This window comes from Glycomyces halotolerans, from assembly GCF_054779575.1.
The window spans coordinates 76833-93416 of sequence record NZ_BAAGXZ010000018.1; the positions used below are offsets into that span (position 1 = coordinate 76833).

Below are 16584 nucleotides of genomic sequence, written 5' to 3' on the forward strand. Positions count from 1 at the left end.
CGCGGCGGCTCACCGGTCCGCTTCGTCGCGGTCGCGCACTCGCGAGACCAGGTTCGCGGCCGCCTCCGGCCACCGCGGATAGGCGAACTCGAAGCCCGCCTCCCGCAGGCGGCCCGGTACCACCCTGCGGCTCTTCAAGAGCAGTTCGGTGTCCGAGCGCATCACGAACGCGCCCAACTCGGCCATCCACTTCGTCGCCGGCAGGGCGAAACGCCTGCCCCAGGCCTCGCGCAGCTCGCGCATGAACTCGGCTTGCGGCAGCGGGCCGGGCGAGGCGAGGTTCACCGGGCCCTCGATGTCGTCGTGGTCGATGAGGAACTCGACGGCGCGCGCGAAGTCGTGGTCGTGGATCCATGACAGGTACTGGCGACCGCCGGCCACCGGGCCGCCCAGTCCGAGCCGGACCATCCTCAGCAGCACGTCGAAGACGCCGCCACGGTCAGGGCTCATCACCATCGCCGTGCGCATGGCGACCTTCCGCGTGCGCGGGGTCCGGGCGGTCGCTTGGGCCTTCTCCCATGCCTTGGCGATGTGGACGCTGAAGGACCAGTAGTCCGGCACGTCGGGCTCGTCGCCGCCGATGAGGCCGGTCGCCTCGTCGTTCGGCTCGTCGAAGCGGTGGGCGTAGACGGTCGCGGTGCTCATCTGCAGCCACAGCTTCGGCGGGCGCTCGGCGGCCGCGATCGCCTCGCCGACCAGCCGGGCCGACCGCACCCGCGAGGCCAGCATCTGGCGCAGGTTCTCCTGGTCGTAGCGGCAGTTGACGCTCCGGCCGGCCAGGTTGACGACGACGTCGCTGCCGTCGATCTCCTCGGCCCAGGGCCCCATCGACTCGGCGTCCCACTGGACCTCGTGCCGGGCCTGCGAGCGGCGGGTGAGGACGACGACCTCGTGCCCGGCGGCGGTCAAGGCGCGGTAGAGCATCGTCCCGACCTGCCCGGTGCCTCCCGGGAGCACGATCCGCATCAGGATCCCTCCGTTCCAGGCCCATGCTAACTCCATCGGGGGACGGGGCACCGGTTCCCGGGCCGATCAGGACGGACCTTTCACCGCTCGACGGCCCCGACTGTCACAGCGGTCCCATAGGCTCGTCGCATGGCCGTGCATTACAAGATCTGCGTCGACTGCCAGGACCCGCACCGGCTGGCCGCCTTCTGGGCCGCCGCGATGGGTTACGCCGTCGAGGACAATTCCGCGCTCATCGAGTCGCTGCTGGCGCAAGGGCTCATCACCGAGGACCTCGTGACCGAGGTCGACGGCCGCAAGGCATGGAGGGAGGGCCAGGCCATCGGCGACCCGGACGAACCGGTCAACCCGGAGAACGGCGTCTACGGAGGCATCCGGGTGCTGTTCCAGAAGGTCCCGGAGCCGAAGACGGTGAAGAACCGCCTGCACCTGGACCTGCATTACGGCGCCGATCGCATTGAGTCCGAGGCCGAGCGGCTCGAGGGCCTCGGCGCGACGCGGCACGGCTCCCATGAGCAGGGTCCGTCCAGATGGATCGTGATGGCCGACCCGGAGGGCAACGAGTTCTGCGTGCACTCCTAGGCCCGATGCCGTTCAGACAGCGGGTGTCGATGGCAAGGGTGACCCCGGCGACCGGTCGGTCGCGGACCGGCCCCTTGTACGCTTCACCGTGGACGCGTCGCCTCGCGGCCGGCGCCCGAACGGCGCGCGTCCGACCGCCCCTTTTGCGCCCACGTTGGAAGAGGCTCGATGCGCGTGTGGAAGAGCCGGCCGAAGCTGCTGCGCGGTCGCGTGCACGGACGTCTGGTCACGTCGCTGTTCGCCGTGGCCGTCGTGGCCGCCTCGATCGCCGCCTGGCAGTTCGCGATCGCCATGGACGGCGGCGACGGCGCCGAATGGAGTCCCGGCAGCCAGGAGCCGCCGGTCAGCCGCCTGCCCGACGCCGGTCCCTCGCACGGCGTCGCCGAGGAGAGCGCCTCGGACACCGCCAGTCCGAGCGCCGAACCGTCGTCCGAGCCGGCCGCAGAGGAGAGCAGCGAGGCCCCGACCGAGTCGGCCGACGAGCCGCCGAGCGACCCGGAGCCTACCGGGCCGCAGTGCGTGGCCACGCTGCACCGGCAGGACAGCTGGGGCAACAAGATCTCAGTGGCCGTCGAAGTCGCCAACACCGGCGAGGAGTCCTTCGACGGCTGGGAAGTGGTGATCGACATCGAAGGCGTCGAGGTGAACCGGACTTGGGGCATGGAGCACCTCGAGGACGACCGGTACGGCAACGGCTGGCTCAACGGCGACCTCGACCCCGGTGAGACGGCCGAAGCGGGTTTCCGCGCCGGGGCCGACGGTGAACCGGAGCTCCCCGAGACCGTCCCCTGCTCCCCCGTCGCCTAGCGCGGCATGGCGGCCGAGGCCTCGCGGTAGTGCGCGCGGAGATCCGGGACGGCCCTCGGGTTCTCGGAGGCGAGCTCGACCGCGCTCCTCAACGCGCGGGCGCTCTCGTGCCTCCCCAGCGACTCGAGCACTTCAGCGGCGACGGTCAAGGTCCGCCGCAGCCGCGTCGACCAGTACCGTCCGCCGTGCCCGAGCTGCTCCGGCCACAGGTCGATCGCCTCCCGCAGTTCCGCGACCGCGAATTCGCGGTGGCCTCCCGCGTACGCCAGCCGGGCGATCCACACGATCGAGCGCGCCTCGTGGTCGACCAGTTCGAGGACCGGATAGGTCTCCAGTCCACGCAGCTGCGTGGCGGCGACGCGCAACCGGCAGGCCCATTCGAACGACCCCAGCCTGCCCATCAGCTCGATCGAGGACGGCACCAGCGCGGCGGCGGGCTCGATGGCCTCGCGTTCGCGGTCGGACAGGCCCGCGCCGCGCCCGACGTGGCCGCCTGCGATCTCGGCGGCCAGTTCGGCGGTCTCGGTGGCGGCGCTCTCCAGGCTGCGGTCGGCCGGCTTCCCGTGGTCGTGGACCCGCATGGCCGAGTCGAAGGCCCGCTGGATGAAGTGGAACGCACCGATCGGCAGGCCCAGCCGGTGGCTGATCAGCGAGAGGTTCCGCAGGATCGTGGCCAGTTCCGCGTGGACCGCCGGGTCCGTCTCGGCGAGGGCCTCGGCGAGCGGGAGGAGCTCGTCGGCGCCGATCCGCAGGGCGGCCTCGAGCTCCCCGCCGTGGTACGCGGCGAGATAGTCCGCACGCAGTCGCTCAGTGTCGCGTTGGGCGGCACCATGATCAAACTGTCCCATGAGGATTTCCCTCCAGCTCCTCCAAGGTAGCCAATTTCGCCGCCGCCGACGGGCACTCACCGAGGTGAGTCCGAAACCGGACAAAGCAGAGTCCATACCTCCTGGTCGATATATAACGTATCGAACAGCCAGGCTAACGCTGCGGCGATTCCAGGTCGTGGAGGTCGTCCCACGCCACTCTGAGGCGAACGGCGTGAGGCGGGTCGAGTTCGACCTCGTCGAGGTCGGCCACGCGCGTGTCCCGGTGCAGGAACGCGGCCAGGCGCGTGAACACCGCCGGGCCGCCCTCGTCGCCCCGCTCGTAGCCGAACAGGCGGATGCTCCTCCGGCTGAGGACCAGGCCCTCGACGACCAGTCTCCCGCCGTCCGGGCGGGTGCGCAGGTCCAGGACGTTGCCGACCCGGTTCCCGTCGGCGTCCAGCACCGGCGCGTTCAGCACCTCAGCCGCCAGCATGACCGGCCCCCGGGATCTTCGCGACGAAATCGCGGAGGCGGCGCTCGGCCGGGCTCAGCGCGGCCTCGGCGGCAGGGCCGGTCACTTCGACGGCCGAGGTCAACTGCATGACCTGGTCGAGGGGGATGCGGCGGGCCTCGTCGGGGCCGCCGGCCAAGCGCAGGAGGCGTCGCAGGAGCCCCTTGGCCGGCTGTGGGACCCGGTCGGCCAGCGCGTCGGTCCCCACCAGCATCGCGGTGACCTCGAGGACGCCGTCGTCGCGGTAGCGGAGTTCGAGGTCGTCGACCTTGCCGACCGCGATGCCGTCGGGGTCGACGACCTGCCGGTCGAGCAGCTGCGTGCCGAGGTCGATCCGCTCGCGTCCGCGCCATCGGTCTTCGCTCATGCCCCCATCCCCGTCGTTATCAGGAGTGGTATCGCCGCGACGGCGGCGACCACTACCACCACCAGCATTATGAGGCCGACGGCGTTGCTCAGCCGGCCGTTGACGCGATCGCCGAGGTACTGGCGGTCGTTGGCGACGATGAGGACCGGCAGGTAGGTCAGCGGCAGCGCCGCCGCGGCCCCGATCAGCGAGAGCTCGGTGACCATGACCGGATCGACGCCGGTCTGGACGATGAGCAGGGCCAGCAGTATCGAGCAGGCCACGGCCGCGTGGAAGCGGGCGGCGCGCTTGGGCGGGAGGCGTTTGCCCCACGACCAGCCGAAGTACTGGGCGACCATGTATCCGCATGACATGCCGGTCTCGAGGGCGGCTCCGGTCATGACGGCGAAGAATCCGAACAGGGCCACGATCGCTCCGGCGAGCCCGAAGGCGAGGATGACCGGGAGCACGACCTGGCCGAGGCTGCCGACGCCGATGCCGAGCGGCTGCATGACGATCGCCGCGCACGCGGCGATGCCGAGTGAGAGGATGCCGCCGATCGGGAATCCGATGAGGGTGGTGAGGCGCTCCTTGGCGAGGTCCCCCGGCGTCCACCGCTCCTCGACGCCTCCGGAGGAGAAGAAGAAGACCGAGTACGGGGTCATGGCGGCGGCGAAGAGCGTGACCGCGTAGTACAGGTAGGTCGGCACCGGTTCGCCGGCCGGCGCGGTGAGGCTCGTGGCCTGTCCGGCCAGTGCCGACCAGTCGGGGTCGAGCCGCCAGATGGCGACGACGAAGACGGCGACGGCCAGGCCCGCGAGACCGATCGCCTGTTCGAGCCGCTCGAACTTGACGAACCAGATCAGCAGCCACAGGCCGATGGCCACCGGGGCGACGACGATGACGTGCGGGATGCCGGCGGCGAGGTGGATGACGAGCGCGACGCCGCCTATCTGGGCGGCGAGGGTCAGGAGGGTGGTCGCGAAGGAGGCGACGAGGTTGGCCAGGGCCATGCGCGGGCCGAGCCGTTCGCGGATGACGTCGTAGACCGGGCGTCCGGAGACGGCGACGAGACGGCCGGACATCTCGGCGAAGGCGCAGATGCCGATGACGCCGAGGACGACGACCCAGGCGAGGCCGAGTCCGTAGCGGGCGCCGGCGGAGGCGTTGGCGACGATGTCGCCGACGTCGACGAATCCGCCGATGGCGCTGAGGACGCCTATGGTGAGGCCGGCGAGACGCTTCACAGCAGGTCGCTCCGCAGGCTCCAGTCCTCGGCGAGGGAGGTGGCTCTGGTGCGCAGCTCGCGCAGCGCCTGGCGGTCGTCGGCTCGCAGGGCCGAGCGGATGTCGGCGACGAGGGCCAGCGAGGCGTCGGTGAGGTCGAGCAGGTCGTCGCGGGCCGGCTCGTCGTCGGGCAGTTCGAGGGTCTTGTCGCGGAGGGCGTTGAAGGCCGCTTCGGTGTCGTCGGCGATGGTCGCCAGGGGGACGGTGGGCGCCGGGTCCTCGAGTCCGGCGGCGGCGACGAGTCCGGCGGTCTGGACCTGGGTGTGCGCCTCGGCGACGATGCGGTCCACCGTGGACCCGCTCGAGGCGGCGATCGCGGAGCATCCGGCCAGCCAGGCGGCCAGGACGGCGATCGCGAGCGGTCGGAAGCCGGTCGTCCGCATGGCCTCAGCTCCTGTTCCGCTCGCCGTACCGCCCGTGCCGGGAGGGTGCCCGCATCGAGTCTTTCCGACCATAACGATCGAACCGGCCTCGGAGCGTCGTTTGCGGCGAAACGCGGCCGAAGCCAGACGGTGAGGTCGACGACCTGTTCGGCGAGGCGGGGGCCTCGATCGTGCCCGAACGGGACCGCGGAGGCCACCGAGTTTCCCGCCCGGCGGGGCGGGTACTGCACCGGCATGGGTGAGCAGAGCGGTGGATCCGCGATCGGGACGTTGATCGTGCTCGGCGCTTCGGGCGACTTGGCCGGGCGGTTCCTGTATCCGGCGTTGGTGCGGCTGCACGAGTCGGGCCTGCTCGGGGACACCGAGATCATCGGCGTCACGCGCGGCGAGATGAGCGACGACGACTACCGCTCGATGGTGCGCGAGCGCCTCGACGAGCACGCCCCGAAGACGCCCGACGAGACCGTCCGCGCCTTCGGCGAGCGGCTGGGCCACCACACCGCCGACGTCACCGATCCCGAACGGCTCGGCGCGCTGTTCGACCGCCTGGACGGACCGGCGGTCGTCTACCTGGCCCTGCCGAATTCGATCTTCCTCGAGGTGGTCCAGGCGCTGCGGGAGCGGCGGCCGCCCGAAGGCAGCAAGCTCGTCGTCGAGAAGCCCTTCGGCGAGGACCTGGAGGACGCCCGGCGGCTCAACGCCGCGATCCACGAGGCCTTCGACGAATCGGACGTCTTCCGCATCGACCACTTCCTGGCCAAGCAGACCGTGCTCAACATCCTCGGCCTGCGATTCGCCAACCGCGTGATCGAGCCGCTGTGGAACAACGCGCACGTCGAAGCGGTCGACATCGTCTGGGACGAGACGATCACCCTCGAAGGCCGCGCATCCTATTACGACAGTGCGGGCGCGCTCAAGGACATGCTGCAGAACCACCTGCTGCAGCTCCTGGCGCTCATCGCGATCAACCCGCCGGTCGGCATCGGCCAGCGCGACCTGCGGAACGCCAAAGTGGATGCTCTGCGGGCGGTCCGGCCCGCCGATCCGGGCCCGTCGCGCCGCGCCCGCTACACCGCCGGCGACATCGAGGGCCGCCGGGTGCCGGACTATTCGCAGGAGGAGGGCGTCGACCCCGAACGCGGCACCGAGACCTTCGCCGAGGCGACGCTGTGGGTCGACAACTGGCGCTGGGCCGGTGTGCCGTTCCGGCTGCGGACGGGCAAGGCCCTCGGAAAGGCCCGCAAGGAGCTGGTCCTGCGGTTCCGCCCGGCGCCGCACCAGCCGTTCCCCGAGGCCGCGCCGCCCAACGAGCTGCGGATGATCCTCGGCCCGGACGAGATCTCCCTGGACGTCAACCTCAACGGCGCGGGCGACCCGTTCGGGCTCGAGCGCGCCCGGCTCAACGCCGAGTTCCCGCAGCAGGAGCTGCCGGCCTATTCGCGGCTGATCCAGAGCATCCTCGAGGGCGATCAGACGCTGTCGATCCGCGGCGACGAGGCCGAGGAGTGCTGGCGGATCTTCGAGCCGGTGCTGCGGGCGTGGAAGGACGGCGACGTGCCGCTGGAGTCCTACCCGGCCGGGTCGAGCGGGCCCGACGACGCCTGACCGCCGCTGACCGGACCCCTTGCGCCAGAGGCGCTTCTCGGGGATAATTCGGTGCGTTCCTGTACGCATTCGGAACATCGATCCACCGTCACCCCCTCATGGCGACGCGGGCCCTCACCCCGGGCGCTCGCCGACGCAGACTGATGCGCCGTACCCACCGGCCGGTGCCGTTCGGCACCCTCGGCCTGGCACCGCCGGCGAACACTCCGAGGAGGACACCCCATGCACGGCGATCGCCGACGCAGACGTCCCATCATCACAGTCCTGGCAGCCGCCTTCGCAACCCTGGGAGCCGCCGTGGCTTTCGCGATCTCGTCCCCCGCTCCGTCCTACGCGCAGAACTGCAACGGTTACGTCGCGTTGACCTTCGACGACGGGCCGAACCCCGGGACGACCGGCAGCCTGCTCAACGCCCTGCAGTCCGCGGGGCTGCGCGCCACGATGTTCAACACCGGTCAGGCCGTCTCCAGCAACCCCGGTCTGGCCCGGGCCCAGGTCGACGCGGGCATGTGGGTGGCCAACCACTCCTGGTCCCACCCGCACATGACGCAGCTGAGCCGGCAGCAGATGGAATCGGAGATCTCCCGCACCCAGCAGGCGATCCAGCAGGCCACCGGCGTCACCCCGAACCTGTTCCGGCCCCCTTACGGCGAGACGAACTCGACGCTGCGGGCAGTGGAGTCGCAGTACGGGCTCACCGAGGTCCTCTGGGACGTCGACTCCCAGGACTGGAACGGGGCCTCGACCTCGCAGATCGTGCAGGCCGCGCGCGGGCTGCAGGACGGCGGGGTCATGCTCATGCACGACGACTACCAGGCGACGATCAACGCCATCCCGCAGATCGCCTCGGACCTGCGTTCGCGCGGCCTGTGCGCGGGTATGATCTCGCCGAGCACCGGCCGGGCCGTGGCCCCCGACGGCGACGGCGGTGGTGATGACGACGGCGGAGACGACGGTGGCGGCGGCGGTGGAGGCGGTGGCGACACCGTTCTGCTGCAGAGCGTCTCGGCCGGCAAGTGCATCGACGTTCCCGGCGGCAACACCGCCGACGGCGCCCGCGTTCAGCTGTACGCCTGCTACGAAGGGCAGAACCAGCAGTTCACACAGACCTCGAGCGGGGAGCTGCGAGTGCTCGGCAAGTGCCTGGACGCCCGTTCCGGCGGCAACGCGACGCTGGTCGAGATCCGCTCGTGCGACGGCTCGGGGGGTCAACGGTGGACGGTCGGCTCGGACGGCACGATCCGCTCCGGCAACGCCTGCCTGGACGTCTACAGCTCCTCGAACGGCGCCCCCGTGCAGGTCTACAGCTGCTGGGGCGGTGAGAACCAGCGGTGGAACCGCGTTTAGCGGCTGACCGCGACGACACCTGATCACGGCGGCCCGCCTCCCGGTACGGGGAGGCGGGCCGCCGCCCTTGTCTGAAATTTCATTTCAAAGTATTGATTAATGTTGAAGGTTTCTGCCAGGATGATCAACAGGGGTCGTACCCGCCCGTAGGGGTCAACTCTCCTCCAGTCGGACGTCCCCGCACAACCGCCGCGGCCGCCACCCGTCGGCCGCGGCGTTCAACCCCCTGTCCAGGCGGGAGTCTGCACCATGAAGCTGAACCTCAGGACACTGCTCTTCAAGCGCGAAGCCGAAAAGCCGAAGCCCAAGACCCTGCTCTTCAAGCGAGAAGCCGACAAGCCCACGACCCCCAAGACGGCACTCCCCGAGCGCGTCTCCAAGCGGCCCTGGGCCATCGCCGTCGTCGCCGCTCTGAGCGCCGCACTGGTCGCCTCGACCGGAGCCTCGGCCGGGGCCCAACCCGGTCCCCCCGGATCCGACCACTGGGACGAGATCCGGCAGCGGCTGTTCGTCAAACACCACCTGCGCTCCATGAGCCTCGAAGAGAAGGTCGGCCAGCTCTTCGTCACCTACGCCTACGGCGACACCTCCGGCACCACCGACCCGGCCGACGTCTCCCGCAACCGGTCGGCGCACGGCGTCGACAACGCCGACGAGCTGCTGGAGACCTACCACCTCGGCGGCGTCATCTACTTCGCCTGGTCGAACAACGTCAACGACCCCCACCAGATCGCCGGACTCTCCAACGGCCTCCAGGAGACCGCGCTCGAAGCCGGCGACACGCCGCTGCTCATCTCCACCGACCAAGAGCACGGCATCGTCACCCGCGTCGGCCCTCCCGCCACGCAGTTCCCCGGAGCGATGGCCCTGGGCGCCACCCACGACGCCGACGCCGCCTACACCGCCGCCGACATCGCCGGCGACGAACTGCGCGCCCTCGGCATCAACCAGAACTTCGCGCCGGTCGCCGACGTCAACGTCAACCCGGCCAACCCCGTCATCGGCGTCCGGTCCTTCTCCTCCGACCCGCGGCACGCGGCCGACATGGTCGCCTCCCAGGTCGCCGGCTACCAGTCCGGCGGCGATCTGGCCGCCACCGTCAAGCACTTCCCCGGCCACGGCGACACCGACACCGACAGCCACATCGGCGTCCCGCTCATCACCCACTCCTATGAGGAGTGGCAGCGGCTCGACGCGCCGCCGTTCCAGGCGGCGATCGACGAGGGCGTGGGCACCATCATGACCGCCCACATCCAGTTCCCCGCGCTCGACGACTCGCTCAAGCCCGCCACGCTCTCCGAGCCGATCCTCACCGGCCTGCTGCGCGACGAACTCGGCTACGACGGCGTCGTCGTCACCGACGCGCTCACCATGCAGGGCGTCCGCGACGAATACGGCGACGACCGCGTCCCGGTCATGGCCCTCCAGGCCGGAGCCGACATGCTCCTCATGCCCCCGGACATCGACCTGGCCTACAACGCCGTGCTCGACGCGGTCGAGACCGGCGAGGTCTCCAAGAAACGGCTCGACGAGTCGGTCACGCGCATCCTCGACCTCAAATACGAGCTCGGACTCTTCGACGACCCGTACGCCGACGCAAGCGCCATCGACGACGTCGTGGGCGTCCCCTCGCACCTCGAGACCGCGCAGGACATCAGCGACCAGAGCACCACCCTGGTCACCAACGACGGCGCCCTCCCGGCCGCCGCCACCGGCGAAGCACTCGTCACCGGCTGGGGCAACGCCACCACCGGCGCCATCGCCGCCGAACTCGACGAACGCGGCTGGGACGCCTCCCGACTCGCCACCGGGAGCAACCCCTCCCAGGCCGAGATCGACGCCGCCGCGGCCGAAGCCGAAGGCAAGGACCTCGTCGTGGTCACCACCAACGGCGTCGCCACCGACCCGGCCCAGGCCGACCTGGTCGCCGCGCTGCACGAGACCGGCACGCCGGTCGTCGCCGTCGCCGTGCGCAACCCCTACGACATCGCCTACTACCCCGACGACGCCGACGCCTACCTGGCGACGTACTCCTACGCCGCCGCCGGGCTCGAATCCGCCGTCAAAGTGATCGTCGGCGAGACCGCCCCGCAGGGCCGCCTCCCGGTCGACATACCGGCCGCCGACGACCCCGACACGGTGCTGTACGCCTTCGGACATGGAGTGAGTTACTGATGAGCGCCAAGATCAACCGCAGGCGGCTGTTCGGCGGCACCGCCGCCGTCCTCGGAGGGGCCGCGATCCCCGCCGCCACCCGGCAGACCGCGTACGCGCACCCCCGCAAGCGCGTCAAGCCCGGCATCGAAGTCCTCGCCGAGACCGGATTCGCCGAGCTCGCCGGCCAGGCCGTCGGCGTCATCTCCAACCCGACCGGCGTCCTGCCCGACCTCACCCACGAGGTCGACCTGATGCACGAGAGCGGCAAGGTCGACATCGTGGCCGTCTTCGGCCCCGAGCACGGCTTCCGCGGCACCTCGCAGGCCGGCGAAGGCGAAGACTACTTCCTCGACCCCAAGACCGGCATTCCGGTGTACAACGCCTACAACAACAAGGACCGGATGACCGAGCTCCTCGCCGAAGCGGGCGTGGAAACCCTCGTGTTCGACATCCAGGACGTCGGGTCCCGGTTCTACACCTACATCTGGACGATGTACCTGGCCATGGAGGCCGCCGCCTCGCTGGGGCTGCGGTTCGTCGTCCTCGACCGGCCCAACCCGATCTCCGGCAAGGAGGTCTCCGGGCCGGTCCTGCACCCCGAGCACGCGACGTTCGTCGGGCTCAAGCCGATCGCCCAGCGGCACGGCATGACCATCGGTGAACTGGCGCGGCTGTTCAACGCCGAGTTCGTCACCGAGGCCGGCGGCTCGCCGGTCGACCTGACCGTGGTCGCGATGGAACGCTGGGACGCCGGCTCCTACTTCGAGGACACGCGGCTGCCGTGGGTGGCGCCCTCGCCGAACATGCCCACGGTGCACACCGCCGCGGTCTACCCCGGGACGTGCCTGTTCGAGGCCACGGCCCTGTCGGAGGGCCGCGGCACGACGCTGCCGTTCCAGCTGCTCGGCGCGCCCGAGATCGACCACGGCTGGCAGCAGGCGCTCAACGCCGCCGACCTCCCCGGGGCCCGGTTCAGGGAGGCCTACTTCAACCCGACGTTCTCCAAGTGGCGCGGCTCGGTCTGCGGCGGCGTCGAACTCCAGGTGACCGACCGCGAGTCGTTCGACCCCATCAGGAGCGCGCTGGCGATGATCATCGAGCAGCGCCGGCACTTCGGGCAGTACGGCTGGCGCGGCCAGGACGGGCCGACCTCGTACTGGCTCGACAAGCTCACCGGGAACCAGGCGGTCCGGCTGGCGATCGAGGGCGGCGCCGAGATCGGCGAGGTAACTTCGGTCTGGACCGACGACCTCGCGGCGTTCGCCGAGCTACGCGAGTCGCACCTCATCTACCGCCGGCCCCCGCGCTGAGGAGGATCATGAGACGTCGAATGGTGTTCAGCGGCGCCGCCGCCACAGCGCTGGCGGCGATGACCGGCGGCTCCCAGGCCGCCGCGGAGGAACTGCCCGCGATGACCGAACTGACCGGCCCGCCGACCGTGGGCCCCCGCGACGTGGTGTTCCCCGAAGTCCCGCACACGCTGCGGGCCGGGGGCGCCGCCGAGGCCGGCCTGGTGGCCGAGCACGTCGAGCGGATAGTGCCCGAGACCGCGGCCCACATGGAGGGGGCGGCGCCGTCGTTCCCCGGGTTCGTGGTCCTGGCCGCCCGCGACGGCGTCGTGGTCGAGCACCGGGCCGTCGGCCACCAGGTCCGCTACGAAAGCTGGGACGGTGAGGCCGGCAGCCCGATCGAGCTGCCGGAGGACCGGTGGGAGCCGGCCTCGCTCGACACGATCTACGACCTGGCCTCCATCTCGAAGCTGTTCACCGCCACCGTGGCGGCGCGGCTCGACCAGGACGGCCGGATCGACTTCGACGCGCCCGTGGTCGACCACCTGCCGGAGTTCGACTCGGCCGACCCGGAGAAGACACCGATCACCATGGGGCAGCTGCTGTCCCACACCTCCGGTCAGATCGCCTTCATCAACCTCTACAGCGCGCCCGACAACGAGGCGCGCATGGAGCGGATCTACGCCCGGCCGCTCAGGCGGCCGCCCGGCAGCGGCTACGAGTACTCCGACCTCAACCTCATCGTCCTGGCCAAGGCCATGGAACGGGTCACCGGCGCGGGCCTGGACGAACTGGTCGAGGAGTACATCACCGGCCCGCTCGGCATGACCGACACCGGCTACAACCCTCCGGCCGAGAGACTCGGGCGGATCGCGGCCACCGAGTACCAGCCGTGGACCGGCCGCGGCATGATCCGCGGCTCGGTCCACGACGAGAACGCCTGGTCGTTCGGCGGCGTCGCCGGACACGCCGGAGTGTTCTCGACGGCGCGAGACCTGGCGGTGTTCGGGCAGACGATCCTCAACGGCGGCGCCTACGGCGAGGCCCGCGTGCTCGAAACCGACACCGCGCGGCGGTTCTTCACCGACATGAACCCGGGGCTCGGCTCGGGCGCGGCGCGAGGACTGGGCTGGCAGATCGGCCAGCGCTGGTACATGGACGCGCTGACCTCGCCGGTCACGATCGGACACACCGGCTACACCGGTACCTCGATCGTGCTCGACCCGCTGTCGGGGACGCTGGCGGTCCTGCTGACCAACCGGGTCCACCCGACCCGGAACTGGGGCGGGGTCAGCAGCTACCGGAGGGCCGCGCACCGGCCGCTGAGCCGGGCGGTCCCGGTCGAGCCGCGCACGGGCCGCGACTCCTGGTTCTCGGGCCAGGCCGACCGGACCGAGGCGGCGCTGACCGCCGGGTTGGACTCGCCGCTGTCGAACGGCTCGGTCGAGTTCGCGCTGTGGTACGACACCGAGTCGACCGACCGCGGCTCGGTGCAGGCCAGCGCCGACGGCGAGACGTGGGCGACGGTGCCGCTGGAGCTGCGGACCGACTCGCACCGCTGGACGACCGGCGGGGTCTTCTCCGGTTTCTCGGGACGGCGGTGGATCGACGCGGCGGCGGCCCTGCCGGCCGGGACGAGGTATGTGCGCTGGTCGTACGTCAGCGACTCGTACTACCAGGGCCGGGGCGTGTACGTGGACAAGATCAAGGTGCGCGAGGGAGGCGGGGTCGTGTTCGAGTCCTCGCGCCCGCGCGACCGCGACCGCCTGGCGGCCGACGGCTGGCGTTCGAGCGGGGATTAAGCGCCGCTCGGCTCACGCGCGCTTGATGCGGCCAGCCGCACCAGGTGCGCGTGGGCGTATTCGCAGACGACGGCGTGGCGGTAGACGGCGGCCGGGACGTCGATGTTGGAGTCGGCGCGGATCGACAGGTCGCCGCACTGCCACCTGAGGAAGATCGGGTCGCCGGTGATGTCGGCCAGGATCGCCAGGATCGAGTCGTCGAAGCGCATGGAGTGGACGGCGCGCCGGTACTCCTCGGGGGTGAGGCACATGGCGAACGGCAGGTTCATCAGGCACAGCGCGGTCTGGATGTCCAGGTTGAGCAGGCGGCGGCGGTTCGGTTCGGGGTCGAGGTCGGGCATGTCGAGGCCGGAGTAGTCGATCTCGCGCGGTCGCAGGGGTCCGGGGCCGAGGGCGGCGAGGACGTCGTAGACGTTGATGTCGTGCTCGATGACGGCGCGGTCGCCGAGTCCGGCGAGCGTGGTGGGCCGCAGCCTCACCGGCGCCAGGTCGGCGTTCTCGGCGTTGTCGACGATGAAGTTGAGCAGGTTCGTCTCGATCACGAAGTGGCGGATGAGCAGCTCGACGGCCAGTGGTGAGACGAAGCGGCGCAGGAACCACAGGCACAGCCGGTCCATGGTGGCGTGCGCGGTCCAGCGGATCGGGAAGAGCCGCTTGCTCATCACGATGAGGACCGCGGCGATCCGGGAGATCGGCCTGGCGATCGGGTAGAGCCAGGTGCGGGTCCAGCGGCGCTGGTCGTCGACGACCTTGCGCGCCACGTCGGGTTCGAGCGGCATGGCCGGGTCGGCCTCGACCGCGTCCCACATGGACGGATCAGACATGGTCGAGCTCTTCCAGTTGGAGGGCGTAGAGGCGGGCGACGACCTTGGCGGTCTTGACGATCGCGTCGGCGGCGGCCTCGTCGACGCGGTCGGAGGACAGGATCGCCTGGAGCTTCGCGAAGTGGTCGTCGTCGGCCTCGCCGTGGTAGCGCATGAAGCTCACCTGGTCGTCGCGCAGGCCCAGCAGTTCCTGGAAGCGGACGGCCCATTCGGAGGCCTTGCCGGTGCCGAGGCCTTCGATGATGAACATGGCCCCGAGCAGCCCGATCGGGTCGGGCCGGCTCGCGGTGTGGAACATGTAGGCCGAGAGCGCTTCGGATCCGAGGTTCTTCTCCCCCGAGCGGATCTCGTCGATCGATCCTCCGGCGGCGACGAAGTCTCGTTCGAGCATCATGAAGTCGCGGTGCTCTTCGGCGGCGTGGCCGATGGCGGCGCTGCGCAGGTCGAAGTGGTCGACCGAGAAGTTGGAGGCGGCGCGGGAGATCCAGCGGGCGCCGTCGGCGACCTGCTGGCGCAGGTTGTGCAGCAGGCGCCGGTAGTCCTCGATGGTGGCGGTGCCCTCGTGCAGGCGGTGCATGACCGGGACCTGCTCGAGCCGCCGCTCGAAGTCCAGCCAGACGTCGTCGAGGCGGGCGAACAGGTCGCCGCGCGCCGGCGCCGCCGAGGCGGTCGGCGCGGCCGATGAGGGCTCGGTCCGTTCGGCGCCGACGCAGGTGAGGTGGGCGAAGGCGAAGGAGAACCGGCCCGACTCGGGGACGGCCAGAAGGATCGTCTGGCCGGGCTCGAAGCGGCCGGTGCGCCAGCATTCCTCGAGCGCGATGAAGATCGAGGCCGCGCCGGTGTTGCCGCTCGTGGCGAGGTTGGAGAACCACTTCTCGGGTTTGAGGGCCGCTCCGGCAGCGGTGAGCCGGTCGAAGACGATGTCGCGGAAGGCGTGGGTGCTGTAGTGGCACAGCACGTGGTCGAGCCGGGCGAGGTCAACCAGGCCCTCGCGGGTGAGGTTCGCGAACTGCTCGAGCCCGGCTTCGGCGAGGGCGGCCAGCGCGCTGGTGTCCTGGCGCAGGTGCATCATGCCGGTCTTGTCGGCCTCGTCGAGGTCGACGTCCTGCCAGGTGTCGCCGGCGCTCGGTTCGAGGACTTCGCCGGTGCCGGCGCGCATGCACACCGGGTGTTCGTGGGCCAGGGACACGTGGCGGATCCAGTCGACGCGCAGTGAGGGGCGGTCGGGGCGCGGCCGGGGCTCGACGACGACGGCCCCGGCGCCGTCGGAGAGCATCCAGCGCAGGAACGCAGCGTCGGCTTCGGCGCCTTCGAGGCGGGAGCGGCGCAGCCGGCGGCTGGCCAGTTCGGACCCGACGACGGCGGCGCGGCCGTGTTCGCCGAGGCGGACCTTGGCGACGGCGGCGTCGAGGGCAGCGAGGCCGGAGGCGCACACACCGGAGGCCGAGAGCAGCTGCATCGGTCCGCCGCCGAGTCGGCCGTGGACCATGGAGGCGAATCCAGGGACGAGCAGGTCGCCTTGGGTGGTGGCGGTGGCGAGCATGTCGAGGTCGGCCGGTTCGAGGGAGCGGTCGGCCAGGGCCGCGTGGAGGGCCGCCGCGGCGAGTTCCTCGTTGAGCTCGGTGGTAGCGCCGGTCTCGTCGAGGGCGTAGTGGCGCGTCTCGATGCCGTTGGCGGCGAGGATGCGTCGGCGCAGGCGGTCGCCGCGTTCGTCGACGCCGCCGAGGCGCTCGGCGATCCGGTCGTTGGCGACGGGCGGGCCGGGCAGGTAGGCTCCGGCGGCGGTGATGAAGGCGGTCTCGCTCATGTCTCCATTGGGCACCGGTCGGGGCCGGTTCCGCATCGGGTGCCCGGCTCGACTTGGCGCGCC

15 protein-coding genes are annotated in these 16584 nt (G+C 70.9%); 7 read left to right on the forward strand and 8 right to left on the reverse strand.

Going from position 1 to position 16584, the window contains the following annotated elements:
* Nucleotides 1-9: 9 nt before the first annotated feature.
* Nucleotides 10-966, reverse strand: a complete 957-nt coding sequence (locus tag ACYVL2_RS15065; protein ID WP_460544749.1) for an epimerase — start codon at nucleotides 964-966, stop codon at nucleotides 10-12.
* 129 nt (nucleotides 967-1095) lie between these two features.
* Here ACYVL2_RS15065 and ACYVL2_RS15070 point away from each other — a divergent pair, with 129 nt between their 5' ends.
* Both ACYVL2_RS15070 and ACYVL2_RS15075 read left to right on the forward strand, forming a co-directional pair.
* Complete coding sequence (locus ACYVL2_RS15070) at nucleotides 1096-1548, forward strand: VOC family protein (RefSeq protein ID WP_460544752.1); 453 nt, start codon at nucleotides 1096-1098, stop codon at nucleotides 1546-1548.
* Nucleotides 1549-1716: 168 nt separating this feature from the next.
* Entirely contained in the window at nucleotides 1717-2355 is a 639-nt protein-coding gene (locus tag ACYVL2_RS15075; protein WP_460544754.1) for a cellulose binding domain-containing protein, read from the forward strand.
* Here the strand turns inward: ACYVL2_RS15075 and ACYVL2_RS15080 are convergent.
* The 5 genes from ACYVL2_RS15080 to ACYVL2_RS15100 form a co-directional block, all read right to left on the reverse strand.
* Complete coding sequence (locus ACYVL2_RS15080) at nucleotides 2352-3203, reverse strand: hypothetical protein (RefSeq protein ID WP_460544756.1); 852 nt, start codon at nucleotides 3201-3203, stop codon at nucleotides 2352-2354. The genes ACYVL2_RS15075 and ACYVL2_RS15080 overlap by 4 nt on opposite strands.
* A 133-nt stretch (nucleotides 3204-3336) precedes the next feature.
* Nucleotides 3337-3657, reverse strand: a complete 321-nt coding sequence (locus tag ACYVL2_RS15085) for a hypothetical protein (protein WP_460544758.1) — start codon at nucleotides 3655-3657, stop codon at nucleotides 3337-3339.
* A complete protein-coding gene (locus ACYVL2_RS15090; protein ID WP_460544760.1) occupies nucleotides 3644-4042 on the reverse strand; it encodes a PRC-barrel domain-containing protein in 399 nt (132 codons plus the stop codon). The genes ACYVL2_RS15085 and ACYVL2_RS15090 overlap by 14 nt, the downstream gene beginning before the upstream one ends.
* Nucleotides 4039-5268, reverse strand: coding sequence for an NRAMP family divalent metal transporter (locus ACYVL2_RS15095; RefSeq protein WP_460544762.1), 1230 nt, complete (start codon nucleotides 5266-5268; stop codon nucleotides 4039-4041). The genes ACYVL2_RS15090 and ACYVL2_RS15095 overlap by 4 nt, the downstream gene beginning before the upstream one ends.
* Nucleotides 5265-5690: a hypothetical protein gene (locus ACYVL2_RS15100; protein WP_460544764.1), complete on the reverse strand. Its 426-nt coding sequence runs from the start codon at nucleotides 5688-5690 to the stop codon at nucleotides 5265-5267. Before ACYVL2_RS15100 ends, ACYVL2_RS15095 begins: the two co-directional genes overlap by 4 nt.
* Nucleotides 5691-5924: 234 nt before the next feature.
* On the opposite strand from ACYVL2_RS15100, the gene ACYVL2_RS15105 reads away from it, so the two are divergent.
* From ACYVL2_RS15105 to ACYVL2_RS15125, 5 genes are all read left to right on the forward strand, one after another.
* Entirely contained in the window at nucleotides 5925-7295 is a 1371-nt protein-coding gene (locus tag ACYVL2_RS15105; RefSeq protein ID WP_460544766.1) for a glucose-6-phosphate dehydrogenase, read from the forward strand.
* 222 nt (nucleotides 7296-7517) lie between these two features.
* Nucleotides 7518-8642, forward strand: coding sequence for a polysaccharide deacetylase family protein (locus tag ACYVL2_RS15110; protein ID WP_460544768.1), 1125 nt, complete (start codon nucleotides 7518-7520; stop codon nucleotides 8640-8642).
* A 249-nt stretch (nucleotides 8643-8891) separates the two neighbouring features.
* Nucleotides 8892-10817 (forward strand): glycoside hydrolase family 3 protein, encoded by a 1926-nt coding sequence (locus ACYVL2_RS15115; protein ID WP_460544770.1) that lies wholly within the window; start codon nucleotides 8892-8894, stop codon nucleotides 10815-10817.
* Nucleotides 10817-12109, forward strand: a complete 1293-nt coding sequence (locus tag ACYVL2_RS15120; RefSeq protein WP_460544772.1) for an exo-beta-N-acetylmuramidase NamZ family protein — start codon at nucleotides 10817-10819, stop codon at nucleotides 12107-12109. Before ACYVL2_RS15115 ends, ACYVL2_RS15120 begins: the two co-directional genes overlap by 1 nt.
* 8 nt (nucleotides 12110-12117) lie before the next feature.
* A complete protein-coding gene (locus ACYVL2_RS15125; protein ID WP_460544774.1) occupies nucleotides 12118-13890 on the forward strand; it encodes a serine hydrolase domain-containing protein in 1773 nt (590 codons plus the stop codon).
* Here ACYVL2_RS15125 and ACYVL2_RS15130 read toward each other — a convergent pair.
* A complete protein-coding gene (locus ACYVL2_RS15130) occupies nucleotides 13887-14714 on the reverse strand; it encodes a DUF6999 family protein (RefSeq protein WP_460544776.1) in 828 nt (275 codons plus the stop codon). The two genes, ACYVL2_RS15125 and ACYVL2_RS15130, sit on opposite strands and share 4 nt — an antisense overlap.
* Nucleotides 14707-16521, reverse strand: a complete 1815-nt coding sequence (locus ACYVL2_RS15135) for a 3-oxoacyl-[acyl-carrier-protein] synthase III C-terminal domain-containing protein (RefSeq protein WP_460544778.1) — start codon at nucleotides 16519-16521, stop codon at nucleotides 14707-14709. Before ACYVL2_RS15135 ends, ACYVL2_RS15130 begins: the two co-directional genes overlap by 8 nt.
* Between the last annotated feature and the right edge of the window lie 63 nt (nucleotides 16522-16584).

Bases quoted from the DNA above. Each gene is read 5' to 3' on its own strand.
- ACYVL2_RS15110 (WP_460544768.1), top strand. From the start codon at position 7,518: ATGCACGGCGATCGCCGACGCAGACGTCCCATCATCACAGTCCTGGCA.
- ACYVL2_RS15120 (WP_460544772.1), top strand. From the start codon at position 10,817: ATGAGCGCCAAGATCAACCGCAGGCGGCTGTTCGGCGGCACCGCCGCC.
- ACYVL2_RS15065 (WP_460544749.1), bottom strand. From the start codon at position 966: ATGCGGATCGTGCTCCCGGGAGGCACCGGGCAGGTCGGGACGATGCTC.
- ACYVL2_RS15105 (WP_460544766.1), top strand. From the start codon at position 5,925: ATGGGTGAGCAGAGCGGTGGATCCGCGATCGGGACGTTGATCGTGCTC.
- ACYVL2_RS15100 (WP_460544764.1), bottom strand. From the start codon at position 5,690: ATGCGGACGACCGGCTTCCGACCGCTCGCGATCGCCGTCCTGGCCGCC.
- ACYVL2_RS15115 (WP_460544770.1), top strand. From the start codon at position 8,892: ATGAAGCTGAACCTCAGGACACTGCTCTTCAAGCGCGAAGCCGAAAAG.
- ACYVL2_RS15080 (WP_460544756.1), bottom strand. From the start codon at position 3,203: ATGGGACAGTTTGATCATGGTGCCGCCCAACGCGACACTGAGCGACTG.
- ACYVL2_RS15070 (WP_460544752.1), top strand. From the start codon at position 1,096: ATGGCCGTGCATTACAAGATCTGCGTCGACTGCCAGGACCCGCACCGG.
- ACYVL2_RS15090 (WP_460544760.1), bottom strand. From the start codon at position 4,042: ATGAGCGAAGACCGATGGCGCGGACGCGAGCGGATCGACCTCGGCACG.
- ACYVL2_RS15135 (WP_460544778.1), bottom strand. From the start codon at position 16,521: ATGAGCGAGACCGCCTTCATCACCGCCGCCGGAGCCTACCTGCCCGGC.
- ACYVL2_RS15085 (WP_460544758.1), bottom strand. From the start codon at position 3,657: ATGCTGGCGGCTGAGGTGCTGAACGCGCCGGTGCTGGACGCCGACGGG.
- ACYVL2_RS15075 (WP_460544754.1), top strand. From the start codon at position 1,717: ATGCGCGTGTGGAAGAGCCGGCCGAAGCTGCTGCGCGGTCGCGTGCAC.
- ACYVL2_RS15130 (WP_460544776.1), bottom strand. From the start codon at position 14,714: ATGTCTGATCCGTCCATGTGGGACGCGGTCGAGGCCGACCCGGCCATG.
- ACYVL2_RS15125 (WP_460544774.1), top strand. From the start codon at position 12,118: ATGAGACGTCGAATGGTGTTCAGCGGCGCCGCCGCCACAGCGCTGGCG.